The 26,670-nt window shown below is 69.5% G+C and carries 29 protein-coding genes; 18 read left to right on the plus strand and 11 right to left on the minus strand.

Going from position 1 to position 26,670, the window contains the following annotated elements; genetic code table 11:
- Nucleotides 1-112: 112 nt before the first annotated feature.
- The 5 genes from ASD93_RS13850 (at nt 113) to ASD93_RS13870 (ending at nt 6,029) form a co-directional block, all read left to right on the plus strand.
- Nucleotides 113-1,387: an ABC transporter substrate-binding protein gene (locus ASD93_RS13850; RefSeq protein ID WP_056123725.1), complete on the plus strand. Its 1,275-nt coding sequence runs from the start codon at nt 113-115 to the stop codon at nt 1,385-1,387.
- 127 nt (nt 1,388-1,514) lie between these two features.
- Complete coding sequence (locus ASD93_RS13855) at nt 1,515-2,537, plus strand: carbohydrate ABC transporter permease (RefSeq protein ID WP_056124566.1); 1,023 nt, start codon at nt 1,515-1,517, stop codon at nt 2,535-2,537.
- Nucleotides 2,534-3,451, plus strand: a complete 918-nt coding sequence (locus tag ASD93_RS13860) for a carbohydrate ABC transporter permease (protein WP_056123728.1) — start codon at nt 2,534-2,536, stop codon at nt 3,449-3,451. The genes ASD93_RS13855 and ASD93_RS13860 overlap by 4 nt, the downstream gene beginning before the upstream one ends.
- Nucleotides 3,452-3,505: 54 nt before the next feature.
- Nucleotides 3,506-4,975 (plus strand): glycoside hydrolase family 1 protein, encoded by a 1,470-nt coding sequence (locus ASD93_RS13865; RefSeq protein WP_056123731.1) that lies wholly within the window; start codon nt 3,506-3,508, stop codon nt 4,973-4,975.
- Nucleotides 4,976-5,015: 40 nt separating this feature from the next.
- On the plus strand, nt 5,016-6,029 hold the full coding sequence (locus ASD93_RS13870; RefSeq protein ID WP_056123733.1) for a LacI family DNA-binding transcriptional regulator: 1,014 nt from the start codon (nt 5,016-5,018) through the stop codon (nt 6,027-6,029).
- Nucleotides 6,030-6,057: 28 nt separating this feature from the next.
- Here the strand turns inward: ASD93_RS13870 and ASD93_RS13875 are convergent, their stop codons facing one another.
- Nucleotides 6,058-6,927 carry a VOC family protein gene (locus ASD93_RS13875; RefSeq protein ID WP_056123736.1) on the minus strand — a complete coding sequence of 290 codons (870 nt, stop codon included), beginning with the start codon at nt 6,925-6,927 and terminating at the stop codon, nt 6,058-6,060.
- A gap of 134 nt (nt 6,928-7,061) precedes the next feature.
- On the opposite strand from ASD93_RS13875, the gene ASD93_RS13880 reads away from it, so the two are divergent.
- Both ASD93_RS13880 and ASD93_RS13885 read left to right on the plus strand, forming a co-directional pair.
- Nucleotides 7,062-7,871, plus strand: coding sequence for an ABC transporter ATP-binding protein (locus tag ASD93_RS13880; RefSeq protein WP_414843706.1), 810 nt, complete (start codon nt 7,062-7,064; stop codon nt 7,869-7,871).
- Nucleotides 7,853-9,427, plus strand: a complete 1,575-nt coding sequence (locus ASD93_RS13885; RefSeq protein WP_056123739.1) for a hypothetical protein — start codon at nt 7,853-7,855, stop codon at nt 9,425-9,427. The genes ASD93_RS13880 and ASD93_RS13885 overlap by 19 nt, the downstream gene beginning before the upstream one ends.
- A 20-nt stretch (nt 9,428-9,447) precedes the next feature.
- Here the strand turns inward: ASD93_RS13885 and ASD93_RS13890 are convergent, their stop codons facing one another.
- The 4 genes from ASD93_RS13890 to ASD93_RS13905 form a co-directional block, all read right to left on the minus strand.
- On the minus strand, nt 9,448-10,401 hold the full coding sequence (locus tag ASD93_RS13890) for a phosphoribosylaminoimidazolesuccinocarboxamide synthase (protein WP_056123742.1): 954 nt from the start codon (nt 10,399-10,401) through the stop codon (nt 9,448-9,450).
- A 20-nt stretch (nt 10,402-10,421) separates the two neighbouring features.
- Nucleotides 10,422-10,760, minus strand: coding sequence for a hypothetical protein (locus ASD93_RS13895; protein ID WP_056123743.1), 339 nt, complete (start codon nt 10,758-10,760; stop codon nt 10,422-10,424).
- 62 nt (nt 10,761-10,822) lie between these two features.
- A complete protein-coding gene (locus ASD93_RS13900) occupies nt 10,823-11,467 on the minus strand; it encodes an RNA polymerase sigma factor (RefSeq protein WP_056123747.1) in 645 nt (214 codons plus the stop codon).
- Complete coding sequence (locus tag ASD93_RS13905; RefSeq protein ID WP_157536963.1) at nt 11,467-12,045, minus strand: hypothetical protein; 579 nt, start codon at nt 12,043-12,045, stop codon at nt 11,467-11,469. The genes ASD93_RS13900 and ASD93_RS13905 overlap by 1 nt, the downstream gene beginning before the upstream one ends.
- A gap of 145 nt (nt 12,046-12,190) precedes the next feature.
- Here ASD93_RS13905 and ASD93_RS13910 point away from each other — a divergent pair, with 145 nt between their 5' ends.
- Entirely contained in the window at nt 12,191-12,811 is a 621-nt protein-coding gene (locus ASD93_RS13910; protein WP_056123751.1) for a PadR family transcriptional regulator, read from the plus strand.
- A gap of 137 nt (nt 12,812-12,948) precedes the next feature.
- On the plus strand, nt 12,949-14,379 hold the full coding sequence (locus ASD93_RS13915) for a DHA2 family efflux MFS transporter permease subunit (protein WP_414843717.1): 1,431 nt from the start codon (nt 12,949-12,951) through the stop codon (nt 14,377-14,379).
- 77 nt (nt 14,380-14,456) lie between these two features.
- Here ASD93_RS13915 and purD read toward each other — a convergent pair whose 3' ends face one another.
- On the minus strand, nt 14,457-15,728 hold the full coding sequence (gene purD, locus ASD93_RS13920; RefSeq protein WP_056123754.1) for a phosphoribosylamine--glycine ligase: 1,272 nt from the start codon (nt 15,726-15,728) through the stop codon (nt 14,457-14,459).
- A 242-nt stretch (nt 15,729-15,970) separates the two neighbouring features.
- Between purD and ASD93_RS13925 the strand changes: the two genes are divergently transcribed.
- Together ASD93_RS13925 and ASD93_RS13930 are read left to right on the plus strand one after the other, a co-directional pair.
- Complete coding sequence (locus ASD93_RS13925; RefSeq protein WP_056123756.1) at nt 15,971-16,336, plus strand: sterol carrier family protein; 366 nt, start codon at nt 15,971-15,973, stop codon at nt 16,334-16,336.
- Nucleotides 16,337-16,404: 68 nt separating this feature from the next.
- Nucleotides 16,405-16,731: a hypothetical protein gene (locus tag ASD93_RS13930; RefSeq protein WP_056123759.1), complete on the plus strand. Its 327-nt coding sequence runs from the start codon at nt 16,405-16,407 to the stop codon at nt 16,729-16,731.
- Nucleotides 16,732-16,733: 2 nt separating this feature from the next.
- Here the strand turns inward: ASD93_RS13930 and ASD93_RS13935 are convergent, their stop codons facing one another.
- Nucleotides 16,734-17,345, minus strand: a complete 612-nt coding sequence (locus tag ASD93_RS13935; RefSeq protein WP_056123762.1) for a hypothetical protein — start codon at nt 17,343-17,345, stop codon at nt 16,734-16,736.
- A 95-nt stretch (nt 17,346-17,440) separates the two neighbouring features.
- Between ASD93_RS13935 and purM the strand changes: the two genes are divergently transcribed.
- Genes purM through ASD93_RS13950 form a run of 3 tightly spaced genes read left to right on the plus strand, consistent with a single transcriptional unit; the run spans nt 17,441 to nt 21,282 of the window.
- Complete coding sequence (gene purM, locus ASD93_RS13940; protein ID WP_056123765.1) at nt 17,441-18,589, plus strand: phosphoribosylformylglycinamidine cyclo-ligase; 1,149 nt, start codon at nt 17,441-17,443, stop codon at nt 18,587-18,589.
- Nucleotides 18,590-18,595: 6 nt separating this feature from the next.
- Nucleotides 18,596-20,056, plus strand: a complete 1,461-nt coding sequence (gene purF / locus ASD93_RS13945; protein ID WP_056123768.1) for an amidophosphoribosyltransferase — start codon at nt 18,596-18,598, stop codon at nt 20,054-20,056.
- A complete protein-coding gene (locus ASD93_RS13950) occupies nt 20,053-21,282 on the plus strand; it encodes a CynX/NimT family MFS transporter (RefSeq protein ID WP_056123770.1) in 1,230 nt (409 codons plus the stop codon). Before purF ends, ASD93_RS13950 begins: the two co-directional genes overlap by 4 nt.
- A 38-nt stretch (nt 21,283-21,320) precedes the next feature.
- Here ASD93_RS13950 and ASD93_RS15790 read toward each other — a convergent pair whose 3' ends face one another.
- Nucleotides 21,321-21,497, minus strand: coding sequence for a DUF3073 family protein (locus ASD93_RS15790; protein WP_082569340.1), 177 nt, complete (start codon nt 21,495-21,497; stop codon nt 21,321-21,323).
- A 158-nt stretch (nt 21,498-21,655) separates the two neighbouring features.
- Here ASD93_RS15790 and ASD93_RS13955 point away from each other — a divergent pair, with 158 nt between their 5' ends.
- On the plus strand, nt 21,656-22,195 hold the full coding sequence (locus tag ASD93_RS13955; protein ID WP_082569341.1) for a universal stress protein: 540 nt from the start codon (nt 21,656-21,658) through the stop codon (nt 22,193-22,195).
- 99 nt (nt 22,196-22,294) lie between these two features.
- Here ASD93_RS13955 and ASD93_RS13960 read toward each other — a convergent pair whose 3' ends face one another.
- Nucleotides 22,295-22,903, minus strand: coding sequence for a PadR family transcriptional regulator (locus ASD93_RS13960; protein WP_056123773.1), 609 nt, complete (start codon nt 22,901-22,903; stop codon nt 22,295-22,297).
- The gene (locus ASD93_RS13965; protein ID WP_056123776.1) at nt 22,900-23,793 is read right to left on the minus strand and encodes a DUF4097 family beta strand repeat-containing protein; all 894 of its coding nucleotides are present in this window, start codon (nt 23,791-23,793) and stop codon (nt 22,900-22,902) included. The genes ASD93_RS13960 and ASD93_RS13965 overlap by 4 nt, the downstream gene beginning before the upstream one ends.
- 136 nt (nt 23,794-23,929) lie before the next feature.
- On the opposite strand from ASD93_RS13965, the gene ASD93_RS13970 reads away from it, so the two are divergent.
- The gene (locus tag ASD93_RS13970) at nt 23,930-24,709 is read left to right on the plus strand and encodes a MerR family transcriptional regulator (protein ID WP_056123782.1); all 780 of its coding nucleotides are present in this window, start codon (nt 23,930-23,932) and stop codon (nt 24,707-24,709) included.
- A gap of 78 nt (nt 24,710-24,787) precedes the next feature.
- Here ASD93_RS13970 and ASD93_RS16055 read toward each other — a convergent pair whose 3' ends face one another.
- Complete coding sequence (locus ASD93_RS16055; protein ID WP_200950703.1) at nt 24,788-24,952, minus strand: hypothetical protein; 165 nt, start codon at nt 24,950-24,952, stop codon at nt 24,788-24,790.
- A gap of 255 nt (nt 24,953-25,207) precedes the next feature.
- Here ASD93_RS16055 and ASD93_RS13975 point away from each other — a divergent pair, with 255 nt between their 5' ends.
- Nucleotides 25,208-25,477 carry a Rho termination factor N-terminal domain-containing protein gene (locus tag ASD93_RS13975; RefSeq protein ID WP_056123785.1) on the plus strand — a complete coding sequence of 90 codons (270 nt, stop codon included), beginning with the start codon at nt 25,208-25,210 and terminating at the stop codon, nt 25,475-25,477.
- Nucleotides 25,478-25,499: 22 nt separating this feature from the next.
- The gene (locus ASD93_RS13980) at nt 25,500-26,471 is read left to right on the plus strand and encodes a DNA topoisomerase IB (protein ID WP_056123788.1); all 972 of its coding nucleotides are present in this window, start codon (nt 25,500-25,502) and stop codon (nt 26,469-26,471) included.
- The last annotated feature ends 199 nt before the right edge of the window (nt 26,472-26,670 follow it).

Consider the following 26,670-nt stretch of genomic DNA (forward strand, 5'->3'; position numbering starts at 1 on the left):
TAGCGTCGGGTTTCGTCCGGTGGGAACGCTCCCACGGCACCGTGGCCCGGAACCCGTCCCGGGGCGCAACCCCCTGCAACACACATTGATCTGACAACACAAAGGAGTGACAGTGAACTCACGTGCCTTCCGCCGAAGCGCCGTAGCGGTCGCCGCATTCTCGGCCACCGCCATCGTTCTCGCCGGCTGCGCCGGTGGAGGCGGCGGTGAGCCTTCGGCCGACCCCGACGAGCCCATCACGCTCACCATCGCCACGTTCAACGACTTCGGCTACACCGATGAACTCCTCCAGGAGTACATGGACGAGAACCCGAACGTGACCATCGTCCACAACCGCGCCGCCGAGTCCGGCGACGCACGTGCGAACTACTTCCAGAAGCTCGGCAAGGAGGGTCTCGCCGACATCGAAGCCGTCGAGATCGACTGGTTCGCCGAGGCGATGCAGTACTCCGACCTCCTCGCCGAGGCGCCCGACAGCGTCAAGGGCCGCTGGCTCGACTGGAAGGAAGCCGCCGCGACCGACGGCGACGGCCGACTGGTCGGCTTCGGCACCGACATCGGACCGCAGGGCATCTGCTACCGCGCCGACCTCTTCGAGGCCGCGGGGCTCCCCAGCGACCGTGAAGCCGTCGCCGAGCTCTTCAACGGCGACTGGGAGAACTACCTCGACGTCGCCGACCAGTACAAGGCAGCCACGGGCAAGCCGATGATCGACTCGGCGAACTCGGTGCTCCAGGGCATCGTCAACCAGATGGAGTTCACGTACACCGAGCCCGACGGCACGATCATCGCGACCGAGAACCCTGACATCGAGGCCGCGTACGACCTCGTGACCGAGCGCGCCGTGCCCAACTCGGCGTACCCCGGACAGTGGTCGGACGACTGGTTCGCCTCGATGGCCAACGGCGAGTTCGCCACCATGCTGTGCCCGGGCTGGATGCTCGGTGTCATCTCGGGCAACGCGCCCGACGTGACCGGGTGGGACATCGCCGATGTCTTCCCGAACGGCGGCGGCAACTGGGGCGGCTCGTACCTGACCGTTCCGGCCAACGGCGCCAACGTCGACGCTGCGCTGCAGCTCGCCGACTGGCTCACTGCTCCCGAGCAGCAGGTCAAGGCGTTCACCAACGCCGGCACCTTCCCGAGCCAGATCGAGGCGTACGAGGACCCGGCGCTCACCGACGCGACGAACGAGTACTTCAACGACGCTCCCACCGGTCAGATCCTCAGCCAGCGCGCTGAGGCTGTGACGGTCGCCCCCTACAAGGACGCGAGCTACTTCAAGTACCACGACGCACTCCAGAACGCCGTCACGCGTGTCTTCGACGGTGTCGAGGACCAGCAGACGTCGTGGGACACCTGGGTGGCCGAGGTCGAGGCCTTCTGATAGGCCAGCACTGACAGCTTCGACCGCTCGCCCGGTCGAGGCCTGAGAGGAGGAGTGTGTGCGGGCCTTCCGCCCGCGCACACTCCTCCCACCCCCCTCGAACCTCGACACCGAATCGGAGCAGCCGGTGACCTCGACCGCAACCCGCCCCGCGGCATCCGGGCCGACAGGTCGGCCCTCTCCCGAACGCCAGCCCCGGGTGATCTCCTTCTCCCACCGCCTGAGCAAGTGGGATCTGAAGTTCTCGCCCTTCCTCTACATCTCGCCGTTCTTCATCGTGTTCGCGATCGTGGGTCTCTTCCCCATCGCCTACACCGCGGTGATCTCGTTCCAGGATTGGGACCTGGTCCGCAACTCCGGTGAGTTCGTGGGCTTCGAGCAGTACATCTGGATCCTCCAGAACCCGCAGTTCTGGACGGCTCTGCGCAACACCTTCAGCATCTTCCTGCTGTCCACGGTGCCGCAGCTGGTCCTCGCGGTGTTCATCGCCGCGATGCTCGACCGCAACATCCGCTCCAAGACCTTCTGGCGCATGGGCGTCCTGCTCCCCTACGTCATGGCCCCTGTCGCCGTCGCGCTGATCTTCAGCAACATGTTCGGCGACAACCACGGCCTGGTGAACAACATCCTCACCGACATCGGCCTGCAGCCGATCCCGTGGCACAAGGACCCGTTCTGGAGCCACGTCGCCATCGCGACGATGGTGAACTTCCGCTGGACCGGCTACAACGCGCTGATCCTGCTCGCCGCGATGCAGGCGATCCCGCGGGACTACTACGAGGCCGCGACCGTGGACGGAGCCGGAGCGTTCCGCCAGTTCACCGCGATCACCGTGCCGTCGCTGCGACCCACACTCATCTTCGTGATCATCACCTCGACGATCGGCGGTCTGCAGATCTTCGACGAGCCGCGCATGTACGACAACACCGGCGAGGGCGGCGCCGCGCAGCAGTGGCTCACGATCACGCTGTTCCTCTACAACATCGGCTGGCGCGAGTGGAACTTCGGCCGGGCCGCAGCGCTCGCGTGGATCCTGTTCCTCATCATCCTCGTGATCGGCTTGATCAACCTCGCGGTCACGCGCCGGCTCGTCCGGGACGAGGGCGGCCGAGGCGTGACGGCACCGCGCAGAAAGGGCTTCCGCCGATGAGTACGACTCCTCCGATCGCGATGGTCGAGCAGACCGTCGCCACCGCCGGCATCGCCGAAGGCGGGCGCCGCAATCGCACCACCAAGATCCGCGGCTACCGCGCAGGGTTCTGGGTGTACGTCGGACTCGGCGTGGTGCTGCTCTCGGCAGTCTTCCCCTACTACTGGTCGTTCCTCATCGGCTCGGGCGACTCGTCGACGATCAACGACCCGAACATGTCGTGGATCCCCGGCGGCAACTTCATCGCCAACGCCGCATCGGTCGTGAACGACCCGGCCGTCAACTTCTGGCCGGCGCTGTGGAACTCCATCTACAGTTCGACGCTCATCGCGGCCGCCGTCGTCATCACCTCGACGCTCGCCGGCTGGGCGTTCGCGAAGCTCCGCTTCCGCGGCAGCAAGGCGCTGCTCATCTTCGTCGTCGCGACGATGGCCATTCCGATGCAGCTCGGCGTGGTGCCGCTCTACATCCTGTTCGCCGACCTCGGCTGGACCGGGCAGATCGGCGCGATCATCATCCCGGCGCTGACGAGTGCCTTCGGCGTCTTCTGGATGACGCAGTATCTGCAGCAGTCCGTGCCCGACGAGCTGATCGAAGCAGCGCGCGTGGACGGCGCCTCGATGATCCGCACGTTCTGGGTGATCGGCGTGACCGCCGCTCGCCCGGCAGCGGCGATGCTGTTCCTGTTCACCTTCGTGGGTGCGTGGAACAACTTCTTCTGGCCCTTCATCGTGCTGGACCGCCAGAACCCCACCCTCCCGGTGGCGCTCTCGCTGCTGCAGTCGAACTACTTCGTGGACTACTCCATCGTGCTGGCGGGCGTGCTGCTGTCGACCATTCCGCTGCTGATCCTGTTCGCCGTGGCGGGCAAGCAGCTCGTGAGCGGCATCATGGCGGGCGCCGTCAAGGGCTGAGCCCGGCATCCCTCCGCCTGTGAACATCACCATCCCAGAGAGGACGCCGTCCGCATGACCGCGACCACCGCGCGCGCCTTCCCGTCGAACTTCCTGTTCGGCGCGGCCACCGCCGCCTTCCAGATCGAGGGCGCCGCACACGAGGACGGCCGCCGCGACTCGATCTGGGACGCGTTCTGCCGCGTTCCGGGAGCCGTCATCAACGCCGACAACGGCGACGTGGCGTGCGATCACTACCACCGGTACGGCGACGACGTGGCGCTGATGAAGTCGATGGGCCTGCAGACCTACCGCTTCTCCACCTCGTGGTCGCGTGTGCGCCCCGACGGCGGCGCACTCAACCTCCAGGGCATCGACTTCTACAAGCGCCTGGTCGACGAGCTGCTGGATGCCGACATCCTGCCCTGGCTCACGCTGTACCACTGGGACCTGCCGCAGGCGCTCCAGGACAAGGGCGGCTGGGCGAACCGCGACACCGCCGATCTGTTCACCGAGTACGCGCTCGACATGTACGACGCCCTCGGCGACCGCGTCAACGTGTGGACGACGCTGAACGAGCCGTGGTGCTCGTCGTTCCTCAGCTACACCGCCGGTCTCCACGCGCCGGGTCACTACAGCGTCACGGAGGGCGTGCTCGCCGCGCACCACCTCCTGCTCGGTCACGGCCAGGCGGTGCGCGAGCTGCGCGCGCGCGACGCGTCGCTCAACCTCGGGATCACGCTGAACCTGACCGTCGCAGACCCGGTCGACGTCGACGACGCCGCGGACCTGGATGCTGCCCGCCGCATCGACGGGCAGTTCAACCGGTGGTTCCTCGACCCGATCTTCCGGGGCCAGTACCCCGCGGACGTCGTCGAAGACATCCGCGCGGTCGACGCGGGCGCGATCGAGGCGCTGCAGGCAGCCGTGCGCCCGGGCGACCTCGAAGCCATCTCGACGTCCATCGACACGCTCGGGGTGAACTACTACCACGGCGAGTTCGTCGGAGGTCATGCGCCGGCGGTCCCCCCGACCGGGGGCGACGCGCCCACGGACCGGCCCGGCCGCTCTCCCTTCCCCTCGCATGAGGGCATCTACTGGCACGAGCGCGGGCTGCCGCGCACCCCGATGCACTGGGAGGTGCAGCCCGAGGGGCTCACCCGGCTGCTGAAGCGCGTGTGGGACGAGTATGCCCAGCCGGCAGGCACGACGCTCTTCGTCACCGAGAACGGCGCTGCCTACGACGACGAGCGTGTGGTGGAAGGCGGCGAGGTGCGGGTGCACGACGCCGATCGCGCGGACTTCGTGACCTCCCATCTCGGTGCGATCCTCGATGCGGTGGAAGCCGGCGTGGATGTGCGGGGATACTTCTACTGGTCGCTGCTCGATAACTTCGAGTGGGCGTGGGGCTACGAGAAGCGCTTCGGCATCGTGCGGGTGGACTACGACACGCAGCTGCGGACCGTCAAGGACAGCGGCCGTGAGTACAGCCGGATCATCGCCGCGCGGGCGCTCGACCGGAATGAGGCGGCCGTTCGGTCGTAGCATCCACAGGGGTCGAAGCATCCGGAAGGGAAGCAGGGACATGACGACGGACGCGCTGCGCGGGACGGTCACGATCGAGGAGGTCGCCGCGGCCGCGGGGGTCTCGCGGTCGACGGTCTCGCGCGTCGTGAACGGCTCCACCGCCGTCAGTCCCGAGGCGCTGGAGGCGGTCACGAAGGCGATCGCCGATCTCAACTACGTGCCCAACCGGGCGGCGCGCTCGCTGGCGAGCCGCCAGACCCACGCGATCGCCCTCGTCGTGCCCGAGGACACCACCCGGTTCTTCGGCGACCCCTTCTTCGCCGCGATCGTGTCGGGCATCAACGCGCGGCTGAGCCGTTCGGACTACGTGCTCAACCTCTTCATCGCCAACGACGATCCGGGCGACAAGACGACCAGCTACGTGCGCAGCGGCGCCGTCGACGGGGCGATCATCGTGTCGCACCACACGAGCGACCTCTTCATCGACCGCATCGCGAACGCCGTGCCCGTGGTCTACGGCGGCCGTCCGGTGCGCGAGCGCGAGCGCGACTACTACGTCGACGTCGACAATGTGCGCGGCGGCCACGACGCGACCACGTACCTGATCGAGCGCGGTCACCGGAATATCGCCAGCATCACCGGCCCGCTGACGATGCCCGCCGGTGTCGACCGCCTGCAGGGCTACCGCGACGCCCTGCGCGCCTGGGATCTGCCCGAAGGGGCGATCGCCGACGGCAACTTCACCGCTGACGGCGGGGCCGATGCGATGCGGCGCATCCTCGAGGCCGGGGAGCGGCCCGACGCCGTGTTCGTCGCGAGCGACCTCATGGCACGGGGCGCGCTCACCGTGATCGCAGCCGCCGGCCTGCGCGTGCCCGAGGACATCGCGATCATGGGCTTCGACGACTCGCCGGTCGCGACCTCGGTCGAGCCGCTGCTGACGACGATGCGTCAGCCCTCGTTCGCCCAGGGGGAGCGCATGGCGACCGTGCTCCTCGACCTCCTCGCAGGGCGGCATCCGCGCCACGTCACGATCCTCGAGACCGAGCTCGTCGTCCGCGAATCCGTCTGACGGGTCCTCCTCCTGAGGGTGGGCCCGTTCAGCCGCGGCCGGGCGCGGTCGCCTGCAGCAGATTCGCCCACGGGTCGTCGAATCGCACGGTGCGACCGTCGTCTCTCACGTCGATCCCGTGGTGCCGCAGCCGCTCGGTGAGCGAGTTCAGCGCGTCGTCGTCGGGCAGCGCCAGGTCGACGCGGCCGAGGCCGAGTGCCGGCATCCGCGGCCCAGCCCCGCGCGAGTTCCACACGTTCATCGCCATGTGGTGGTGGTAGCCGCCCGCGCTCATGAACACTGCCTGGTCGCCGAGCGCCGCCGTCTCGTCGAATCCGAGGGCGTCGACGTAGAAGGATCGGGCGTTGGCGACATCCCCCACCGATAGGTGGACGTGGCCGACGGATGCCGCGTCCCCGGCGGTCGCGCCGAGTGACGCCTCTTCGGTCAGGTGCTCGCCGAGGAAGCCGTTCGGGTCGAGGAACAGCGTGCCCATCTCGATGCTGCCGTGAGTCCAGGACCATTCGGTGCGGGCGCGGTCCCAGTACAGCTCGATGCCGTTGCCCTCCGGGTCGGTGAAGTAGAACGCCTGGCTGACGAGGTGATCGGCCGAACCGGTGAACGTGCCGGGAGCGTGCCGGGCGACGCTGTAGAGCGCGGCCGCGAGGGCGGCCTGCGTCTCGAACAGGATCGCGGTGTGGAAGAGTCCCGCCGAACCCGACGTCGCGTGCCGCAGCGCGGGCTCGTGGCGCAGCACCACGATCGGCCGGCCCGCACGACCGAGCGTGAAGGTGTCGCCGTCGGCCGTGAGCACCTGGAGAGTGACGACGTCGCGGTAGTAAGCCGTCATGGCATCCAGATCGCCGACGAGCAGCGTCACGGGTCCCATGCCGGTGTCGGCCGCGAGCTTCTCATTCATGTGAATGGACAACGCCGTGCACCGGCCCCTCATTCCCGGGAGGACATTGCCCTCGCCGCCTCCCTTCCGAGAAGCTGGAGCCGCGCTCTCGGGTCTCGATGGGCGACGGACGTGATCGAGCCGACGGAGCCTGCGTGACAGAACCACCCCCTTCGGCGGGAGCCTCTCCTTCCTCCGCGGCGCCGTCCGAGCCCGCCGCACTCGAGCTGCGGCAGCTGTACAAGCGGTTCGGTGACAAGATCGCGGTGGACGGCATCAGCCTGACCGTTCCGGCCGGGTCGTTCTACGGGCTCGTCGGGCCCAACGGCGCGGGCAAGACGACGACGCTCTCGATGGCGACCGGTCTGCTCACCCCTGACGCGGGGAGCGCGTTCGTCCACGGCACCGACGTGTGGCGGAACCCCGTCGCCGCGAAGGCGATGGTGGGCAACCTCGCTGACGGCGTCAAGCTCTTCGACCGGCTGACGGGTGAGCAGCTCGTCACCTACACCGGCCTGCTGTTCGGCCTCCGCCACGGCGAGATCGCCCAGCGGACGGCCGACCTGCTCGCCATGATGGACATGACGGATGCCGCGGGCACGCTGGTCATCGACTACTCGGCCGGCATGACCAAGAAGATCGCGCTCGCCTGCGCCCTGGTCCACGCACCGCGCCTGCTCATCCTCGACGAGCCGTTCGAATCCGTCGACCCGGTGTCGTCGGCGAACATCCAGGACATCCTCGCGGGGTACGTCGCCGGCGGCGGCACCGTCATCGTGTCGAGCCACTCCATGGACCTCGTGCAGCGCATGTGCGACCACGTCGCCATCGTGTCGGCGGGCAGGCTCCTCGTGGCCGGTCCGGTCGACGAAGTGCGCGGCGGGCAGTCGTTGCAGGACCGCTTCGTCGACCTGGTCGGAGGCCGCCATCATACGGAGGGACCGGCGTGGTTGCGACGCTCCTGAGACTGCGCTTCCGCGTCCTCGGCAACCAGCTGGCCCGCCATCCCGCACAGCTCGTCGGCTTCATCATCGGCGCGCTGTACGGGGTGGGCCTGCTGGTCGGCGTCGTCATCGGTCTGGTGTTCCTCGGGTTCGGCGACCTGCCGACGGCGGCCGTCGTGATCACGGGGGTCGGCTGCCTCATCACCCTGGGCTGGGTGGTCGGGCCGCTGCTCCTGTTCGGCGTGGACGCCACGCTCGACCCCGACCGTCTCGTCGCCTTTCCCATGACGCTCCGGCACATGATGATCGCACTGGCCCTCGCGGGAGTCACCGGGGTCCCCGGCATCATCACCTCTCTCGCGGCGCTGGCCACCGTGGCCACGTGGGCGCACTGGCCGGCCGCGCTCCCGGCGTGGCTCGTCTGCGCACCGCTGGCTGCCGCGACCGCGATCGTCGCATCGCGAGCCACCGCCGCGCTCGCCGCGGGGATGAGCGGCCGGCGGCGGCTGCGCGAGGCATCCGGAATCCTCGTCTTCATCCCGCTGATCCTCGCCGGCCCCATCCTCGCCGGGATGACGGCCGGTTTCGCGCTGAACATCGACTCGCTGCGCGACGTCGTCCGCGTACTGGGCTGGACGCCCCTGGGGGCGGCCTGGGCGGTGCCGTCCGATGCCGCAGCGGGCGATTGGCCCGCTGCGGCCGGAAAGCTCGTGGTCGCCGTCGGCACGCTCACGGCGCTGTGGGCGCTGTGGCGGTGGTCACTCGGTCGAGCGCTGGCGAGCCCGAGGCAGCGTACCGGGGGCAGCCTCGCGGCGGGGCGCATCGGCTGGTTCGGGCGGGTGCCGGCCAACGCCACCGGGGCGATCTTCGCGCGGACGCTCACGTACTGGATCCGCGATCCCCGCTACCTCCGCCAGCTCGTCGTCGTGCCCCTGGTCGCCGCGATGCTCTGGCTGTATGTGCGGGACGGCGACGTCGTCCCGCTCGGTTTCGCGGCACCACTGATCGCCCTCTTCCTCGGCATGGTCTCGTATGCCGACATCTCGTACGACGGCACGGCGTTCGGTCTGCAGCTCGCCGCGGGCACGTCGGGGCGCGCGGACCGCGCCGGGCGGGCGCTGGCGGCCGGGGCCGTGGCCCTCCCCGCCCTCATCGTCGGCACGGCGATCCCTGCCGTGCTCTCTGGAGACGCGGCGCAGGCGCCCGGGATCCTCGGGATGTCCGTCGGAATCCTGCTGACCGGCTACGGCGTCTGCGCCTTCACCTCTGCGGTGCTGGTCGTTCCGGTGCCGGGGTCCGACGACAACCCGTTCAAACGCGTCCCCGGCACGACGCTCCTGCAGAGCCTCGTCTTCCTGGGCGTCTCGCTCGGCGCGCTCGTCCTGGCGTCGCCGACGATCATCGCCGGCTCGATCGCGATCCTCACTGAGGACGCGGCCCTCGGCGCTGTCGCCGGGCTCGTCGGCATCGTGATGGGGACCGGCATCCTCGCCGCCGGCATCATCGTCGGCGGTCGCACCCTCGATCGCACCGGGCCGATGCTCCTCTCACGCCTGCGCGCGATGAAGAACGCCTGACGAGACTTGCGAGACCGGGATCAGGCGGCGGAGAGGCGCTCCAGCAGCTCGCGGTAGCGCGCGGCGGTGCGCTCGACGATCTCTGCGGGGAGGGCGGGCGGCTCGCCCTGCTTGTCCCAGTTCGCCGAGAGCCAGTCCCGCACGATCTGCTTGTCGAAGCTGGCCATGCGCTCCTCCGGCGTCCGTCCCGACGCCCAGGCCGCGGCATCCCAGTAGCGTGACGAGTCGCTCGTGAGCACCTCGTCCGCCAGCGTCATCACACCGTCGTCGTCCAGGCCGAACTCGAACTTCGTATCGGCGAGGATCACACCGTGCTTCTCGGCCGTGCGCGCGGCCCGCGCGTAGATCTCGAGGGACAGGTCGCGCAGTTCGGCCGCGCGCTCCTCGCCCACGAGCTCGACGGTGCGCTCGTACGAGATGTTCTCGTCGTGCTCGCCCATCGGCGCCTTCCATGCGGGCGTGTAGATCGGCTCGGGCAGGCGGTCGCCGTCGGACAGGCCTGCGGGGAGAGGGATGCCGCACACCGTCCCGCTCTCGCGGTACTCGGCCCATCCCGACCCGGCGAGGTAGCCGCGCACGACGCATTCGATCGGCTGCATCTGGAGGCCTTTGACGACCATCGCCCGGCCGGTCACGGCATCCGGGATCAACGACCGCAGGTCGTCCGCGGTATTCGCCTCGCCGTCGTCGCCGACGGTGAGCACGTGCGAAGCGGCCAAGTGATTCGGGATGCTGCGCCCGCCGTCCGCGCCGGCGAGCCGGTCGAACCACCACAGGCTGAGCGTCGTCAGGAGCACGCCCTTGTCGGTGATGCCGGGCTCGAGCACGTGGTCGAAGGCGCTGACCCGGTCGCTGGCGACGACCAGCATGCGCGCGGGGCGACCGCCGTCGGAAGTGTCGGCGGGCACGTACAGGTCGCGCACCTTGCCGGAGTAGACATGGCGCCAGCCGGGAAGATCGAGGGGGGTCGTCACCCGCCCATTATCCAGGCCGATCAGGGTGTGATCGAGTCGACGAAGGCGAACGCCTCCGCGAGGAGGGGATCCCACCGGTCGCCGGCGGACGCCGGAACCAGCATCCACTCCCTCATCGCCCGCTCGCGCATGACCATGCGCTCCATGCCGGCGGTGCCGTCGAGCGCGTCGACGCGCTCGGCCGGGAGCTTCACCACCAGCGCTCCTCGGTACCCGACGAAGGCGAAGACCTTGCCGCGGATGCGCAGACCCTCGCTCCCGAACATCGGCCCGATGTCGACGCCGTCGCGTTCGAGGTAGGACGCGGCGAGCGGGTCGAAGATCTCGTGGGCGAGCTCGACGGCCGCGGCATCGGTCATGCGCACACGCTACGCCCCCGTGCCGACACCGGCGCACTCCCGGGTTTTGGACCCGTCAGTTATCAGTCGATGACGCCGTGACCATGTATCGAGACGTTGTGCAGCGTCATCAGCAGTGGTGAAGGTCCGGGCTGATCCCGGCGACCTGTTGACGGCGTATCCTCCGGATCGAGTGCGCCGCGTCCGAGTTGCTTTTCGAGCCGCTTCAGCGCCCGCGCGTGCCGCGTCCGTGCGGTGGATTCATTCATCGACAAGATCCGCGCACTCTCAGCGATGCTGAAGCCGTCCCAGTGGATCAGCATGATCAACTCCCGCGAGCGATCATCGAGCGCTCCCACGGCGTGCCGGACCGCTTCGGACCTGATGTTCGCTTCGGCGGTCGTGTCAGCCCCGTCGTACGCTGACGCGGACGCGCGGAGATGATCGCGGAGTCCCTCTGCCAGTGCGAGTTGTTTCGCTGCGTGGCGGTAGTGCTCACGGAGGATGTTTCTCGCGACGCCGAAACACCACATTCTCGCGTCCTGATCTGTCGTCGGGAGCCGGGAGGAACTTTCCCAGATCGCCAGCAGGACGCGGCCCAGGAGGTCGGCGGCGTCTTCCGGCTGCGCGACTCGTCGTCGAAGGTAGCGGAGGAGGTCGTCGGCGTTGTCCTCCACGACGAGCTCGACCCAGTCACGCAGCGCCGACGGGATGGGACGGTTGCGCATCAGTGGAGCTGTCCCTGGCAGTCGGTGACGGCGGAGGGCATGAGCTCGCCTCGCTCATCCCGAAGATGAAGCGGGATCGCCATCGCGATGTGATGGTCGATCGCGATGCTCAAGGACATCTCATCGCGAGCCTGCTGCGTATCGACCTGCAGGCCGCCATCACGACCCGGAACGAACGGGTGCGCGATCGCATACTCGTACATGTCCTGGCCGATCCCCGTCCAGTCGTGGTCCGCCACGAATGCGGCGATCTGCCGGTCGGATTGCGTACGGTCCGCGGGGTCGCCGAAGTAGAAGGCCTTTCGGCAGCTCACGTCCACGCCGGTGTCGGTCGTGTACTTGATCGGGATGATCGCATCGGCATCGACCAGCATGCCGCCGATCCCGAACTGGGTGAGCGGGAGAACCAGGGCTGCGCCGGTCAAGGCCACGACGCCGGCGATGCCCAGCGGGATCATCGTCCGTCGACGCTTCCACCGCGGCGTCGTCGACGGTGCCTCGGCGATCGCTCGGGCTTCGGCGGCGAGAGCTGTGCGGCGCACCAGCGCGTGAAGGCGCGCGTCGTCGACGCCAGCCATCGGATCAGCAGCCGCGAGCTCCGAATGAAGTGATTCCCTCATCATCTGTGCTCCTCTTCTCGGTCCTCACACAGAACATGACAGGAGTGCCAGAACCGTCTCACGACGATGTATAGTCCATGTGGACTATTCGACACGGAGGATCATGAAGGACGCCGTCGACTCCCTCACGCCCCTCGGGCTGATGGTGCTCGCGCTTCTCGGCGAGGGCGACATGCACCCGTACGAGATGATCCGCCTGATGCGCATGCGCCGGGACGATCGCCTCGTCGCGATCACCAACGGCACGGTCTACCACACGGTCGGCCGACTCGAGCGGGCCGGCCTCGTCGCCGAAGTCGGTGTGGACCGCGAGGGCAATCGCCCGGAGCGCACGACCTACACCGTGACGGATGCCGGAGCCCGCACCGTCGGCGAATGGGTCCGCCGCGAGCTTCCCCGCATCGATCGTCCGGCCGAGTTCCGCGTGGCACTCGCCGAGGCGCACAACCTGGAGCGCGACGAGGTCGTCGCCCTGCTCATGACACGTCGTGAGGGCATGGCGCAGGCTCAGGCGGCACTCGCCGACGGGCACCGCTTCGCGCAGCACAAAGGCGTCCCCGAGCAGTACCTGCTCGAGGTCGACCGCGACGAGGCGATGCTCGCCGCAGACCTCGCCTGGCTCGACGGGCTGCTCGCCCGCCTCGCTTCACCCGAATTCCCGTGGGGGCTCGACCCCGAGCCCTCGGAAAGATATCTCGCACAGAGGAAGGCCGCACGGCTATGACCGAACCGAAGACGCAGGCGGAGGCATCCGGTCCTGCCGCCCGCGCATCCGCGCACCCGATCACCGGCGCCTATGCCGTCGGGCACAAGCCCCGCAGCCCGTGGCCCGCCCTGTGGGCGCTGGTCATCGGGTTCTTCATGATCCTGGTCGACACGACCATCGTCTCGGTGGCGAACCCCGCCATCAAGGCCGCCCTCGACCCCGAGACGAACAACCTCGACAACGTCGTGTGGGTCACCTCGGCCTACCTGCTGGCGTACGCGGTGCCGCTGCTCATCACCGGCCGTCTCGGTGACCGGTTCGGACCGAAGAACATCTACCTGATCGGCCTCGCCGTCTTCACGCTCGCCTCGCTCGCGTGCGGCCTGTCGCCGACGCTGGGGGCGCTCATCGCCTTCCGCGCGGTGCAGGGACTCGGCGCCGCGCTGATGACGCCGCAGACGATGGCCGTCATCACGCGCACGTTCCCGCCGAACCAGCGCGGAGCGGCCATGGGCCTGTGGGGAGCGACGTCGGGTGTCGCGATGCTCGTCGGCCCGCTGCTGGGCGGCCTCCTCGTCGACGGCTTCGGCTGGGAGTGGATCTTCTTCATCAACCTCCCCGTGGGCGTCGTCGGCTTCGTGCTCGCGTGGATCCTCGTGCCCAAGCTCGAGACGCACCCGCACCGGTTCGACCTCGTCGGCATGTTCCTCAGCGCCATCGCCCTGTTCCTCATCGTGTTCGGCCTGCAGGAGGGCGAGACGTACGACTGGGGTGTCATCTGGGGCCCGATCACCGTGTGGGGCCTGATCATTTCGGGAGTCGTCGTCCTCGGCCTGTTCATCTGGCAGCAGGCGAAGACGAAGAGCGAGGCGCTCGTGCCGCTCGAGCTGTTCCGCGACCGCAACTTCTCGATCGCGAACCTCGGCATCGCCACCGTCGGCTTCACCGTCACGAGCATGTCGCTGCCGCTGATGTTCTTCATCCAGCTCGGGCGCGGACTGACCCCGACCGAGTCGGCGCTGCTGCTCGTGCCGATGGCGATCGCCGCGGGCGTGCTGTCGCCGCTCGCCGGCCGGTGGCTGGATCGCACCGACCCGCGCGTGCTGCTCGTTCCCGGCCTGCTGCTGGTGACGATCTCGCTGGTGCTCTACTCCTTCCTCATGAACCTCGACACACCGATCTGGATGTTCCTGATCCCGTCGTTCATCATGGGCGTCGGCAACGCCGGCATGTGGGGGCCCCTCGCCACGACGGCGACGCGCAACCTGGCACCGCGCCAGGCGGGCGCCGGCGCCGGCATCTACAACACGACGCGCACGATCGGCTCGGTGCTGGGCTCGGCCGCGATCGCCGTGTTCATGCAGTCACGGCTCGAGGCGAACATCCCCGGCGCGTCCGAGGCATCCGGCGGGTTCGCGGGCGGGGCGCTGCCGCCGCAGATCGCCGAACCGTTCTCGGTGGCGATGTCGCAGGCGATCCTGCTGCCCGCGGCCGTCATGCTCATCGGCGTCGTGGCGGTGCTGTTCCTCCGCCGGCCCGTGCCGACCCCGACCGCCGAGTGGCAGGCCGCCGAGGACGCGGTCTAGCAACGACTCGCCAAGACACGCCGGTCCGCGCACCGCGGGGCGGCGTGTCTTGGCGAGTCTGCGCTGGGGGGCGGCCGTCAGGATCCGACGACGCGCTCCGCGATGTCGGTGCGGTGCTGGCTGCTTTCGAGGCCGATCTCGGCGACGGCGCGGTACACGCGGTCGCGGGCTTCGGCGAAGGTGCTGCCCAGTCCGACGACGCTGAGCACGCGGCCGCCGGTGGCGATCAGCCCGTCGGCGGATTCGGCCGTGGCAGCGTGGGCGAGGTGCACGCCCTCGACGGCGGCCGCGGCATCCGTCCCCGTCAGCGCGCGCCCCGTCACCGGCGCCTGCGGGTAGCCCTCGCTGGCCACCACGACGGTCACGGCGGCGGCCTCGGCGAACGCCGGACGCGGACGGGACTCGAGATTGCCGGATGCCGCGGCCAGCAGCAGCTCGGAGAGAGGGTCGATCAGCCGGGGCAGCACGACCTGCGTCTCGGGATCGCCGAAGCGCGCGTTGAACTCGATCACCTTGATGCCCGTGTCCGTGAGGATGAGCCCGGCGTAGAGGAGCCCGATGAAAGGCGTGCCCTCAGCGTCGAGGCGACGGATCACCGGCTCGGCGACCTCGCGCGTGACGAGGTCGACGAACTCGTCCTCGCCGCCGAAGCGGTCGGCCAGCCAGGGGAGCGGCGAGTAGGCGCCCATCCCGCCCGTGTTCGGACCGGCGTCCCCGTCGAGCAGCCGCTTGTAGTCCTGGGCGGGGCTGAGGGGCGCGACGTGATCCCCGTCGCTGAGGAAGAACAGCGACACCTCGGGACCGGCGAGGAACTCCTCGACGAGCACGGGCCCCGCGGACAGATAGGCGGCGGCATGGGCGATCGCCTCGGCACGGTCCTCGGTGACGATCACGCCCTTGCCGGCGGCGAGTCCGTCCGCCTTCACGACGTACGGGGAGCCGAGCTCGTCCAGCGCGGCCTCGAGCTCGGCGGGCGAGGCAGCCCGCACGGCCCGCCCCGTCGGAACTCCGGCGGCATCCATGATGCGCTTGGCGAACGCCTTGGATCCCTCGAGCTGGGCGGCGGCCCTGCCGGGGCCGAACACCGGGATGCCGCGCTCGCGCAACGCGTCGGCGACACCCGCGACGAGCGGGGCCTCGGGGCCGATCACGACCAGGTCCACGGCCTTCTCGTTCGCGAAGCGGGTGACCGCGGAGGGGTCGTTCGCGTCGAGCTCGACCAGCGATGCATCCTGACCGATGCCGGCGTTGCCGGGGGCCGCGAAGATCTCGTGGGCGGCGTCTTCGGATCGCAGCGCGAGGATGATGGCGTGCTCGCGCGCGCCGGAGCCGAGAACGAGGATCTTCACCCGACCAGCCTACCGAGGGTGCCCCGGCGCATTTCGGGGCCTGCGGCCGCCCGGCGTGGCCGAGTCCCGCTCGCCTTCCCGTCGCATAACTCCTGCACCTTGAGGGATCTCCCGGGGTTTCCGGGCCCGTGGGCGCAGGTTTGGGCGAAGCTGCAGGAGTTATGCGCCGGTGCCGGACGGGCGAATGCCGCCGCGCCGGAGCGGACGGATCCGGCCGGGCCCGCGCGGCGTAGCGTTGAGCCATGCCCCGGAGGATCAGCACGGACGAGGGCCGCGCGGCCCTCGAGGCGGTGCGGGCCGCGGGCGACGTATCCCTCCCCTCCCGCACCGATCTCGCGACGGCGGTGCGGTACCTGCTCCAGCTGCTGTCGGAGAAGGCACCGGGCAACTCCGTCGAGGTGCGCGTGCCGCCCTTCGGCGCGGTACAGGTGATCGAAGGCCCCCGGCACACACGCGGCACGCCCCCGAACGTGGTCGAGACCGACGCCGCGACGTGGGTCGCACTCGCGACCGGCGCGGAGAGCTGGACGGATGCCGCCGCCCAGGGCCGGATCGCAGCATCCGGCACCCGCGCCGATATCTCCGACCTGCTCCCGCTGCGGCCCTGACGCGGTCGGCTTCGCGGGGCGCCGTCCCTTCTGTGTCCCGGTGCGCCGGGGAGTGGGACAATGGAGGTATGACCGAGCACGTCGAGGACCACATCGAGACCGTGCGCGTGCGACGCGCTCCGAAGTTCTCGGTCTTCCTGCTGGTCGGCGCCGCGCTCGGGGTCATCGTCGCGATGATCCTGACGTTCGCGTTCGACGGCTCCCAGGACGTCAGCCCGAACACGGGTCTCGTGTACTCGCAGGGTCAGGTCTTCGGGTTCCTGGTGCTCGTCTGCGTCCCGGTGGGCCTGGCGCTCGCCGCGGTCGTCGCCCTGCTGCTCGACCGTCGTTCGCGCAATCACACGCACAGCGTGACGGTCGACCGCGAGTCGGTGCAGGTCGACGAGACGCCGTAGCGCTACGCCAGTTCGGCGATGATCGGATGGATCGCGGCATCGAAGGCCGCGACATCCCCCCGAAGTCCGTCCGTGACGGCGATCGTGAGTGATCCGATCCACCACACACCGCGCTGTGCGAGTGGCAGCACCTGCACGTTCAGCTCGAACGAGTGCGCCCGGCGGCCCACCTGACGCTCGTGCTCGGCGATCGCGCTCGCATACGCGCGGTAGGCCGTTCCGGTGCCCGGGTTGGCGTCGCGGCGATAGCGGGCGTGGGCGGACTGGGCGAAGGCGAGCGCCTCGGCCGCGTGGGGCGTCGCGGCCGCCCGCAGCACGTCGGCGCCCTGCGACGGCAGCGCCAGCATCGTGTCGAACCCGTCGACGAGGTCCAGCGGCACGGGCGACGGATGGGCCTGCGGCTCGACCGTCATCGCCCAGTACTCCCGCCACTGCCGCTCCAGCAGCGCCTGCGACTCTTCGTCACGGTCGTTGACGCGGGCAGGGATGCCGCGCAGCGGCGGAAGCTCGTCCGGCGAGCGGATGCCGAGCACCTGTCGCAGATAGAGCGCGAGCAGCACCGGCTGACCCGCGTCCTCGCGGATCAGCCACTCCGGAGCACCGGTGCCTCCCATGCCGACATTGTAGGTCCGGCCTACCCCACCCGGACGGCACAGCAGCACCCGTCACGCGGCATCCGTGTGGGCGCGCCGCCGGTAGGCTGGGGGTCGTGGCCTCCACTTCGCCCGATGCCCCCGATGCCGTCAACCCGTATACCGCAGCGGGAGTCGACACGGCCGCCGGTGATCTCGCCGTCGAGCTGATGAAGTCGGCCGTGCGCCGCACCCACGGACCCGAGGTCCTGGGCGGGGTCGGCGGGTTCGCCGGCCTCTTCGACGCGAGCGCGCTGCGCGCCTACGCGAAGCCGCTCCTCGCGTCGAGCACCGACGGGGTGGGCACCAAGGTCGCGATCGCGCAGGCCATCGACAAGCACGACACGATCGGCATCGACCTGGTGGGCATGGTCGTCGACGACATCGTCGTGGTGGGTGCGAAGCCCCTCTTCATGACCGACTACATCGCGTGCGGCAAGGTCTTCCCCGAGCGCATCGCCGACATCGTCCGCGGCATCGCGCGGGGTGCCGCCGAGACGGGCACCGCGCTCGTCGGCGGCGAGACCGCGGAGCACCCGGGCCTGCTCGGCATCAACGACTACGACGTCGCGGGCGCCGCCACCGGCGTCGTCGAAGCCGACCGGCTCCTCGGGGCCGAGCGCGTGCGCGACGGTGACGTGGTGCTCGCGCTCGCGAGCTCGGGCCTTCACTCCAACGGCTACTCGCTCGTGCGCCACATCGTGGCGGGCGCGGGCATCCAGTACGGCGACCGGGCAGCCGACCTCGGCGCGCACGGCACCACCTGGGGCGAGGCGCTCCTCGAGCCCACGCGCCTGTACACCCGGCCGCTCCTGCGCCTCATCGCCGAGACCGGCGACGCCGTTCACGCCCTCAGTCACGTCACCGGCGGCGGCATCGCGGCGAATCTCGCGCGCGTGCTCCCGCTGGGCACCTGGGTGGAGGTCGACCGCTCGACGTGGTCGCCGCCGCCGGTGTTCCGCGTCCTCGCCGACCTCGGCGACCTCGACCTCCAGGCGACCGAGGGCACCTGGAATCTGGGCATCGGCTTCCTGGCGGTCGTGGCCGCCGACAAGGCGGAGGCTGCGGCATCCGCCCTCACCGCCGAAGGCTTCGCGACCTGGCAGGTCGGCGTCGTCCGCGCGGGGCAGCACCCCGCGGGCGACTTCGAGCAGGGCGCGAAGGGCGTCGACGGCGGCGCGGTGCGCCTGGTCGGCGCATACAGCGAGAACAACGGAGCGAAGTAACACCCCATGTGCGGAATCGTCGGGATGGTCGGCCGCGGAGCGGTGAACCAGGAGATCTACGACTCACTCCTCCTGCTGCAGCATCGCGGTCAGGACTCGACGGGCATCGCGACCGCCGAGACGAACGGCGTCTTCCACGTGCACAAAGAGAAGGGGCAGGTGCGCGAGGCGTTCCGCACGCGCGACATGCGCGCCCTCCTCGGGAATCTCGGTCTCGGGCACGTGCGCTACGCGACCAAGGGCACGGCCTCGAGCGAGGAGGAGGCGCAGCCGTTCTACGTGAACGCGCCCTACGGCATCGTCCTGGTGCACAACGGCAACCTCACCAACACGCGTGAGCTCACCGACGAGCTCTTCCACAAGGATCGCCGCCACCTCAACACGTCCAGCGACACCGAACTGCTCGTCAACGTCCTCGCCAACGAGCTGCAGGCATCGATCTCGGGCGTCGATCTCGAGCCCGAGGAGATCTTCCAGGCCGTGAGCCGCGTGCACGAGCGCGTCCAGGGCTCGTACGCGGCGATCGCCCTCATCGCCGGGCACGGCCTCCTGGCGTTCCGTGATCCGTACGGCATCCGTCCGCTCATCCTCGGCACGCGCAAGAACTCCGACGGCAGCTACGAGTGGGTCGTCACGAGCGAGTCGCTCGTGCTCGAGAACGGCGAGTTCGAGGTCGTGCGAGACGTCGACCCCGGCGAGGCCGTGTTCGTCGATCTCGACGGGCACCTTCACACGCACCAGTGCGCCGTCGACCCCAAGCTCGTGCCCTGCTCGTTCGAGTACGTCTACCTCGCGCGGCCGGACTCGGTCATGAACGGCATCGCGGTCTACGAGGCCCGCCTGCGCATGGGCGAGCGTCTCGCCGACACGATCGCGAAGTACACCCCCTCCGGAACGATCGACGTGGTCATGCCCATCCCCGACTCGTCGCGTCCCGCCGCGATGCAGGTCGCGCGAAAGCTCGGCATCGAGTACCGCGAGGGCTTCTACAAGAACCGCTACGTCGGCCGGACGTTCATCATGCCCGGCCAGGCCGCCCGCAAGAAGAGCGTGCGCCAGAAGCTCAACGCGATGTCGAGCGAGTTCAAGGGCAAGAACGTGCTGCTCATCGACGACTCGATCGTGCGGGGCACGACGTCGAAGCAGATCATCCAGATGGCGCGGGATGCCGGTGCCAAGACCGTGACGTTCGCCTCGGCCGCTCCCCCCGTGCGCTTCCCGCACGTCTACGGGATCAACATGCCCTCCCGACACGAGCTCGTCGCGCACGGCCGCACGATCCCCGAGATCGCCCAGGAGCTCGGTGCCGACTACATGGTCTACCAGGAGGTCGAAGACCTGAAGGCGGCGATCCTCGAGGGCTCCGACGTGGAGGACCTCGACATGAGCTGCTTCGACGGCCGCTACGTCACCGGAACGGTGACCGAGGAGTACCTGGCCTGGGTCGAGGGGTCCCAGGAGTCTTGACCGCGCTTCCTGCGCGCCCGCTCTGGCAGGGGCGTGCCCTCGCCGTCGTCGGCATCGTGCTGTTCGCGTTCTCGCTGCGGACGGCCGTCGCCTCGCTCTCGCCGGTGCTCGCCTTCATCGGCGCCGACTTCGCGGTGACGCCGGCGGTCGTCGGTCTCATCGGCACGGCGCCACCCGTCTGCTATGCCGTGTTCGGCATCCTCACGCCCCAGCTGGAGCGCCGGTTCGGTCTGGAGCGTCTCGCCGTGGCCGCGATGGTGGTCGCCGTCGTCGGCATGACGTGGCGTGCCCTCGCCGTCGATGCGGTGACGCTGCTCAGCTCGACCGCGCTGATCTTCGCCGCCGTCGGGGTGGGGAACATCCTCCTGCCGCCCCTCGTCAAGAAGTACTTCCCCGATCGCATCGGGCTCATGACGACGATCTACTCGACCACGATGGCGGTGGCGACCTTCACCCCGCCGCTGGTGGCGGTGCCGATAGCGGATGCCGCGGACTGGCGCGTCTCGCTGGGGCTGTGGGCGGTGTTCGCCCTCGTGGCGACCATTCCGTGGATCGCGCTGTCGATCCGTGCGAGGTCGCAGGAGGCCGACGTCGATATCGAGGCGGCGAGCCCGCAGGCGTTCCGCCGCATGTGGCGTCTGCCGCTCGCGTGGGCGCTCGTCGTCGGGTTCACGGTGTCGGGCGTCCTCGCCTATACGTCGTTCGCGTGGCTGCCGACCATGCTCCAGGATGTGGCCGGCGTGACGCCTGCCGCCGCGGGCGCCCTGCTCTCGCTGTTCGCGGCGATGGGGCTGCCGTGCTCGCTGCTCGTGCCCGTGCTCGTCGTGCGGTTCAACGCGACGCGAACCCTGTTCGGGGTGGCGGTCGCCGCGGGGCTGGCCGGCATCGCGGGGCTCCTGTTCGCCCCGCAGGCTGCGCCGTGGCTGTGGGTGGTGCTGCTCGGGATCGCCCCCCTGCTCTTCCCGCTCACCCTGGTGCTGCTCGGACTTCGTACGCGTACGCACGAGACGGCGGTCGCGCTCAGCGCGTTCGTTCAGAGCATCGGCTACGCGATCGTCGCGCTGTTCCCCTTCGGGATCGGTCTCATCCACGGGTGGACCGATTCCTGGACGGGTCCGCTGCTGATCCTCGCCGTCGTGGTCGCCGCTGCGATTCCCGCGGGAGCGGTGGCGGCGCGCAGGCACACGGTCGAGGACGACTGGGAACGGCGCCACGGCGCCTGGTGAGGCGACCGCTCAGGCGGCACCGGAGGAGTGCGGAGAGACTACGCCTTCTCGTCCTCGTACTCGCCCGAGTACTGATCTGCCCACTTGTCGACGTATGCGTCCTCAGTCGGGTGCCCGAGCTCGCGTTCGAGCGCCCCGTAGTTGACGCTGTGAACGTCGTACTTGAGTTCGCGGGCGATCTTGGTGTGCTTCGCCTTTTGACGGCCACGCCCCATGCGAGACCCCCTCATATGTGAGTCGCGGGCTTCTGGATGCCCGCCGCAACGACGCCGGCTCGAGGCCGGTAAGAGTAGCATTCAGGATAACACGGAGCCTCCGCACCCCGGCCGGCTCCTCCTTGGGTGTGGCATCGACGCAAGAGGAGTGAGAACGCATGACGGACGAGGCATCCGACCCGGCTGACGCCCTGACGAAGGCGGCGGACGTGCGCGGCGCGGTGATCGTCGGGGTGATCCCCGACCAGTCCACGCGCGTTCTCGCCGAGGGCGCACGGTACGCGAAGCTCCTCGGTGCGCCGCTGGTCGTCGTCCACGTCGATGTGACGCGGTTCGTCACCTACGAAGACCCCGACGGCTACGTGCACTCGGCGCCGATCGACATGAACATCGCGGCGGGCGAGGGTGACCTCGAACGGGTCAAGGCCACAGCGTCCGCGTTTCTCAGCGGACACGACGTGCGCTGGAGCGTGCAGCAGCTCGTCGGCGATCCGGCCATGGCGATCAAGCACCTCGCCGAGCAGATCGACGCGAGGCTGCTGGTGGTCGGCACGCGCAAGCGCGGAATCGGCGAGTCGATCCGGGAGTTCTTCACGGGCTCGGTCGCCGCGCGTCTCGCGCACCGCCAGCACCGTTCGCTGCTCGTGGTCCCGCTCGGGGAGCCGGTCCCCGACGACGAGGAGATCTGGCCGGCCTGACACCGCGCCCGGTTCCTGTCAGACGGCGACCGGTTCCTGCCGCGCGGGCCGCGCGAAGGCCGGTCCAGGTTTCCCCCGGACCGGCCTTGAACGCTCGGCTCAGCCCCGCAGCGTGCGCGTGACCTCGCGCGCGATGCGGTCCAAGTCGGCGGTGATCTCGTCGATCAGCGTCGCGGCGAGCTCGCCGCCGCTGGCGACGTGGGTGCGCAGGTCGGTGCGAAGTCGCACGCGGAAGTCGTTGATCGCGGCATCCGCTCGGTGCAGCTGCATGCGGCTGAGGATGCGAGGGTCGTCCGTCTCTCCCTGCGCCGTCGCCGTCTCGCGCTCCTGCGAGCGAGCGGCGGCGAGGTCGGCGCGGAGGCTCCGCATCGCTTCGCGCACACTGCCGCGGACCTCATCCGCGATCAAGCGGACCGAGTCGGCGAGGCCCGCCTCGATGCCCTCGAGCTCGCCGGAACGTGCCTGTACCTCGGCGTGGCCGGCCTCGGTGATGGCGTAGACGGTCTTGCGGCCGTCGACGGACTTGGTCACGAGACCCTCCTCTTCGAGCTTGGCCAGGCGCGGGTAGATGGTTCCGGCGCTGGGGGTGTAGGTGCCGCCGGTGCGGTCGGAGAGCGCCTGCATGATGTCGTAGCCGTGCCGCGGTCCCTCGTCGAGGAGGTTGAGCAGGTAGAGGCGCAGGTCGCCGTGGGAGAAGACGGGAGTCATCGCCCCTGCTCCTCGCCGGCGGCGGAAGCGCCCTCGGCTGCGGGAGTGGCCTCGGCCGGGACATCCGTCGCGGGCGCCGGTCGGCGCAGCACGGTCACGTCGCCCGACACGCTGTTGGCGCGCACATCGGCGAAGCTGCCGCTGAGCTCGCCCGCGGAGCCGGTGAAGTTCGTGGTGGGGCCGGTTCCGTTGCCGGAGCGCATGACGCCGTCGACCTGCACCTTGCCGCTCACGCTGCGCACGACGTAGTTCGCGGGGTGGCCCTCGTCGACGCGGACGGTGACGCCGCCGCTGACGGTGTTGACGTTGACGGTGTGGAGGTCGCCCGCCGAGTCGATGAGCGCGGAGCCCGACACCGTGTCGATGGTCGCCTTCGCGATCGCCCCGGTGGCCGTCACGTCGCCCGACACGCTGTTGGCGTTGAGCGAGCCCACCAGGTCGCGCACCTGCACGTCGCCGGAGACGGCGTTGACGGTGAGGTCTCCGGTCAGTCCGTCGACCATGAGGTCACCAGACACGGTGTTGAGCTTGGCGTCGTACTGCAGGCCGGCGACGAGGGCGCTGGCGCTGACGACTCCGAGGTTGAGCGCGACCGCGCGGGGGACGGCCACGCTGATCTCGGCCTTCGGTCCGCTGGCGGTGAAGTTGCGGAACACCTCGAGGAAGTTGTCCCAGCGCAGCTGCGGGTGGTCGATCTCGACCGTGTCGCCGACGACCTCGATGCGGAGGTCCTTGACGGTGACGCCGTGGACCTCGATGCGGGCACCGGGCTCGTCGTGGGCGATGACGTCGATCTGACCTCCGATGAGGCCGACCTTCAGCGAGCGCACCGTCTCGATGTCGATGACGCGCGTCTCGCCCGGGTGGATGATCCACTTCTCCAGGGTCATGGTGTTCTCCAGGGGTTGAGGGTTGCTCGCGATATATCGCGTGTGTCGATGGTAACACGATATATCGCGTTCAGGTCAAGCGGATGCCGCAACCGGCCTTGACATTGACGCAGCGTCAACCTCTACCGTCGTATTCATGACCGAGAACGAGTGGTCGATCCAGCAGATCGGCAAGATCGCCGGCACCACGAGCCGCACCCTGCGTCACTACGACGACGTCGGACTGCTCGCGCCCTCGCGCATCGGCCATAACGGGTACCGGTACTACGACCAGACCGCCCTCGTGCGGCTGCAGCGCATTCTGCTGCTGCGCGAGCTCGGACTGGGACTGCCGCAGATCGCGGACGTGCTCGAGCGCGAGGCATCCGAGATCCCCGCGCTGGAGAGCCACCTCGCGTGGCTGCGGCAGGAGCAGGAACGGCTGATGCGTCAGGTCGCATCGGTTGAGAACACGATCACGGCACTGAAAGGAGGTGAACGACTGATGGCAGAGAACATGTTCGACGGCTTCGACCACACGCAGTACAAGGACGAGGTCGAGGAGCGCTGGGGGAAGAAGGCCTACGCCGACAGCGACCGCTGGTGGCGCTCGATGAGCGCCGACGAGAAGGCGGCCTGGCAGCAGCAGGTCTCCGACCTCGGCCGGGACTGGATCGCGGCCGCCGAGAGCGGAGCATCGCCGGAGTCCGGCGAAGCCCAGGCCCTGGCGAAGCGCCATGTCGCGTGGCTGACCGGGATTCCCGGAACCCCCGCCGCGGCACCCGGCGGCGACGTGAAGGCGTACGTCATCGGACTCGGCGAGATGTACGTCGCCGATCCGCGATTCGGCGCGAACTACGCGACGAGCGCGGGCGGAACGGCCGGCGCGGAGTTCGTCCGGGACGCACTGCGTCTCTACGCCGAGGGCAACCTCTGAGCGCGGACGCACGGATGCCGCGACCCGAATCGGGTCGCGGCATCCGTCCTCTCGGTTATCCCCGAGGGCTCTCGTGCGTCAGGCGCGTCGGCTTCCGCTGATGACGCGGAAGAGGAACGCGATCAACGCGATGACACCGACGATGAGGGCTACCCACAGCAGCCAGCTCAGCGCGGAGTTGAGACCGCCGACGATGGCGAGCACGACGGCCACGACGATGATGATGATCAGGGCGAGGTTCATGGAGGTTCTCCTTCTCCTTCGTCGGTACGCGGGGTGACATACCGGGTGTCTCGTGGACACGCACCAACGCTGTCATCCGTGCACGCCCGTGGGGAGGGGCTTGACGACCGCGGATTTCGGGGTGTAGTCATGCCCGGCGCACCCCTTCCTCCCGGGCGAGGCGGCCGCGGACGGTCGTGTGGGTCGCTGTCAAGCCCCCCATTTCGCCGCATGCCGCCACCTAGCGTGAAGGCACCGAACGACCGAGGAGGGACCATGCCCCAGGGACGCGGTTCGAACAGCCTCAACGACCCGGAACTCTACGAGAAGCTCCGCGACGACGGGGCGTCCAAGGAGAAGGCGGCGCGGATCTCGAACGCGGCCGCGCGAGACGGCCGGAAGAAGGTCGGCGAGCGTGGTGGCGCATCGGGCTCGTACGACGACTGGACCGTCGACGACCTGCGCCGCCGCGCCAAGGAGCTCGGTCTGACGGGATACTCGGGCAAGAAGAAGTCCGAGCTCATCGACATGCTCCGCAATCACTGACACGACCGCGAGGGGAGGACGGATGCCGAAGCTCGCACGCGTCCGCCCGTTCGACGATCCCGGTCACCGCCGTGTGCGCGCAGGGTCGGGCTTCCGATACGTCGACCCGAAAGGCGCGTCCGTCCCCGAGAGCGAGATCGACCGCATTCGCGCCCTCGTGATTCCCCCGGCATGGGAGGACGTCTGGATCAGCGTCCGCGCCGACGGTCACATCCAGGCCGTGGGCACCGACGAGGCAGGTCGCAAGCAGTACCTGTACCACCCGGACTGGTCGGCCGGGCGCGATCGACGCAAGTACGCGCGCGCGCTTCGCCTCGCCGAGACCCTGCCCCGCGCCCGCGGACGGGTCACCACGTCGCTGCGTCGCAGCGATCTCGATCGCGAACGGGTGCTGGCCACGGCGTTCCGGCTGCTCGACCAGGCGGCACCGCGCATCGGCTCGGAGCGCTACCTGGCAGCGCACGGCAGCCGCGGGCTGACGACGCTGCAGCGACGGGATGCCACGGTGGCGGCATCCGTCGTCACGCTCTCGTTCCCCGGGAAGAGCGGCAAGCGCCAGCTTCTCGAGGTCGACGACTCCGATCTGGCGGGTGTCGTCGAGCTGCTCGCGGCGGGGCGCCCGCGGTCGGCGCTGCTGGCATGGGACCGCGGTCGCCGACGGGTGGCGCTCACCCCGGCCGAGGTCAACGCGTACGTGCGCTCGCTGACCGGTGAGAAGTTCACCGCGAAGGACTTCCGCACGCTGCGCGGCACGATCCTCGCCGCGGAGGCCCTCGCACGCATCGGCACCGTCGACACCGTCAAGGACCGCAAGCGTGCCGAGCTGCTCGCGGTGCGGGCGACGGCCGAGGCCCTCGGCAACACTCCGGCGGTCGCGCGCGGCTCCTACATCGACCCCCGCGTGTTCGCCAGGTACCGGGGCGGCGAGACGCTCGACCTCTCCATCTCGCCGGAGTCCGCGATCCTCGGCCTGATCCGGCCGAAGCGGCGCTGACCTCGCGCGGTTCGGGTCGTGCGGGGTTCGCGCGGCCCGGATGTGCGGGGGTTTGCACGCCAGATCGCGCGGGGATCGATGCATTCGCCCGCACAACCGAACGGGACCGGGGCGGGTCGGGTGGGGGGATGCCCCAGCCGGTCGACCTGCGAACCTCGGTCTCGTGGTCGCCGGCGGCGCCCTGGGCGTCCTCGCCCGG

It is taken from the genome of Microbacterium sp. Root180, assembly GCF_001428485.1.
Lineage (GTDB): Bacteria > Actinomycetota > Actinomycetes > Actinomycetales > Microbacteriaceae > Microbacterium.

Bases quoted from the DNA above. Each gene is read 5' to 3' on its own strand.
- ASD93_RS13860 (WP_056123728.1), top strand. From the start codon at position 2,534: ATGAGTACGACTCCTCCGATCGCGATGGTCGAGCAGACCGTCGCCACC.
- ASD93_RS13865 (WP_056123731.1), top strand. From the start codon at position 3,506: ATGACCGCGACCACCGCGCGCGCCTTCCCGTCGAACTTCCTGTTCGGC.
- ASD93_RS13870 (WP_056123733.1), top strand. From the start codon at position 5,016: ATGACGACGGACGCGCTGCGCGGGACGGTCACGATCGAGGAGGTCGCC.
- ASD93_RS13875 (WP_056123736.1), bottom strand. From the start codon at position 6,927: ATGAATGAGAAGCTCGCGGCCGACACCGGCATGGGACCCGTGACGCTG.
- ASD93_RS13895 (WP_056123743.1), bottom strand. From the start codon at position 10,760: ATGACCGATGCCGCGGCCGTCGAGCTCGCCCACGAGATCTTCGACCCG.
- ASD93_RS13900 (WP_056123747.1), bottom strand. From the start codon at position 11,467: ATGCGCAACCGTCCCATCCCGTCGGCGCTGCGTGACTGGGTCGAGCTC.
- ASD93_RS13905 (WP_157536963.1), bottom strand. From the start codon at position 12,045: ATGGCTGGCGTCGACGACGCGCGCCTTCACGCGCTGGTGCGCCGCACA.
- ASD93_RS13910 (WP_056123751.1), top strand. From the start codon at position 12,191: ATGAAGGACGCCGTCGACTCCCTCACGCCCCTCGGGCTGATGGTGCTC.
- ASD93_RS13915 (WP_414843717.1), top strand. From the start codon at position 12,949: ATGATCCTGGTCGACACGACCATCGTCTCGGTGGCGAACCCCGCCATC.
- ASD93_RS13925 (WP_056123756.1), top strand. From the start codon at position 15,971: ATGCCCCGGAGGATCAGCACGGACGAGGGCCGCGCGGCCCTCGAGGCG.
- ASD93_RS13930 (WP_056123759.1), top strand. From the start codon at position 16,405: ATGACCGAGCACGTCGAGGACCACATCGAGACCGTGCGCGTGCGACGC.
- ASD93_RS13935 (WP_056123762.1), bottom strand. From the start codon at position 17,345: ATGGGAGGCACCGGTGCTCCGGAGTGGCTGATCCGCGAGGACGCGGGT.
- purF (WP_056123768.1), top strand. From the start codon at position 18,596: ATGTGCGGAATCGTCGGGATGGTCGGCCGCGGAGCGGTGAACCAGGAG.
- ASD93_RS15790 (WP_082569340.1), bottom strand. From the start codon at position 21,497: ATGGGGCGTGGCCGTCAAAAGGCGAAGCACACCAAGATCGCCCGCGAA.
- ASD93_RS13955 (WP_082569341.1), top strand. From the start codon at position 21,656: ATGACGGACGAGGCATCCGACCCGGCTGACGCCCTGACGAAGGCGGCG.
- ASD93_RS13960 (WP_056123773.1), bottom strand. From the start codon at position 22,903: ATGACTCCCGTCTTCTCCCACGGCGACCTGCGCCTCTACCTGCTCAAC.
- ASD93_RS13965 (WP_056123776.1), bottom strand. From the start codon at position 23,793: ATGACCCTGGAGAAGTGGATCATCCACCCGGGCGAGACGCGCGTCATC.
- ASD93_RS13970 (WP_056123782.1), top strand. From the start codon at position 23,930: ATGACCGAGAACGAGTGGTCGATCCAGCAGATCGGCAAGATCGCCGGC.
- ASD93_RS16055 (WP_200950703.1), bottom strand. From the start codon at position 24,952: ATGAACCTCGCCCTGATCATCATCATCGTCGTGGCCGTCGTGCTCGCC.
- ASD93_RS13975 (WP_056123785.1), top strand. From the start codon at position 25,208: ATGCCCCAGGGACGCGGTTCGAACAGCCTCAACGACCCGGAACTCTAC.
- ASD93_RS13980 (WP_056123788.1), top strand. From the start codon at position 25,500: ATGCCGAAGCTCGCACGCGTCCGCCCGTTCGACGATCCCGGTCACCGC.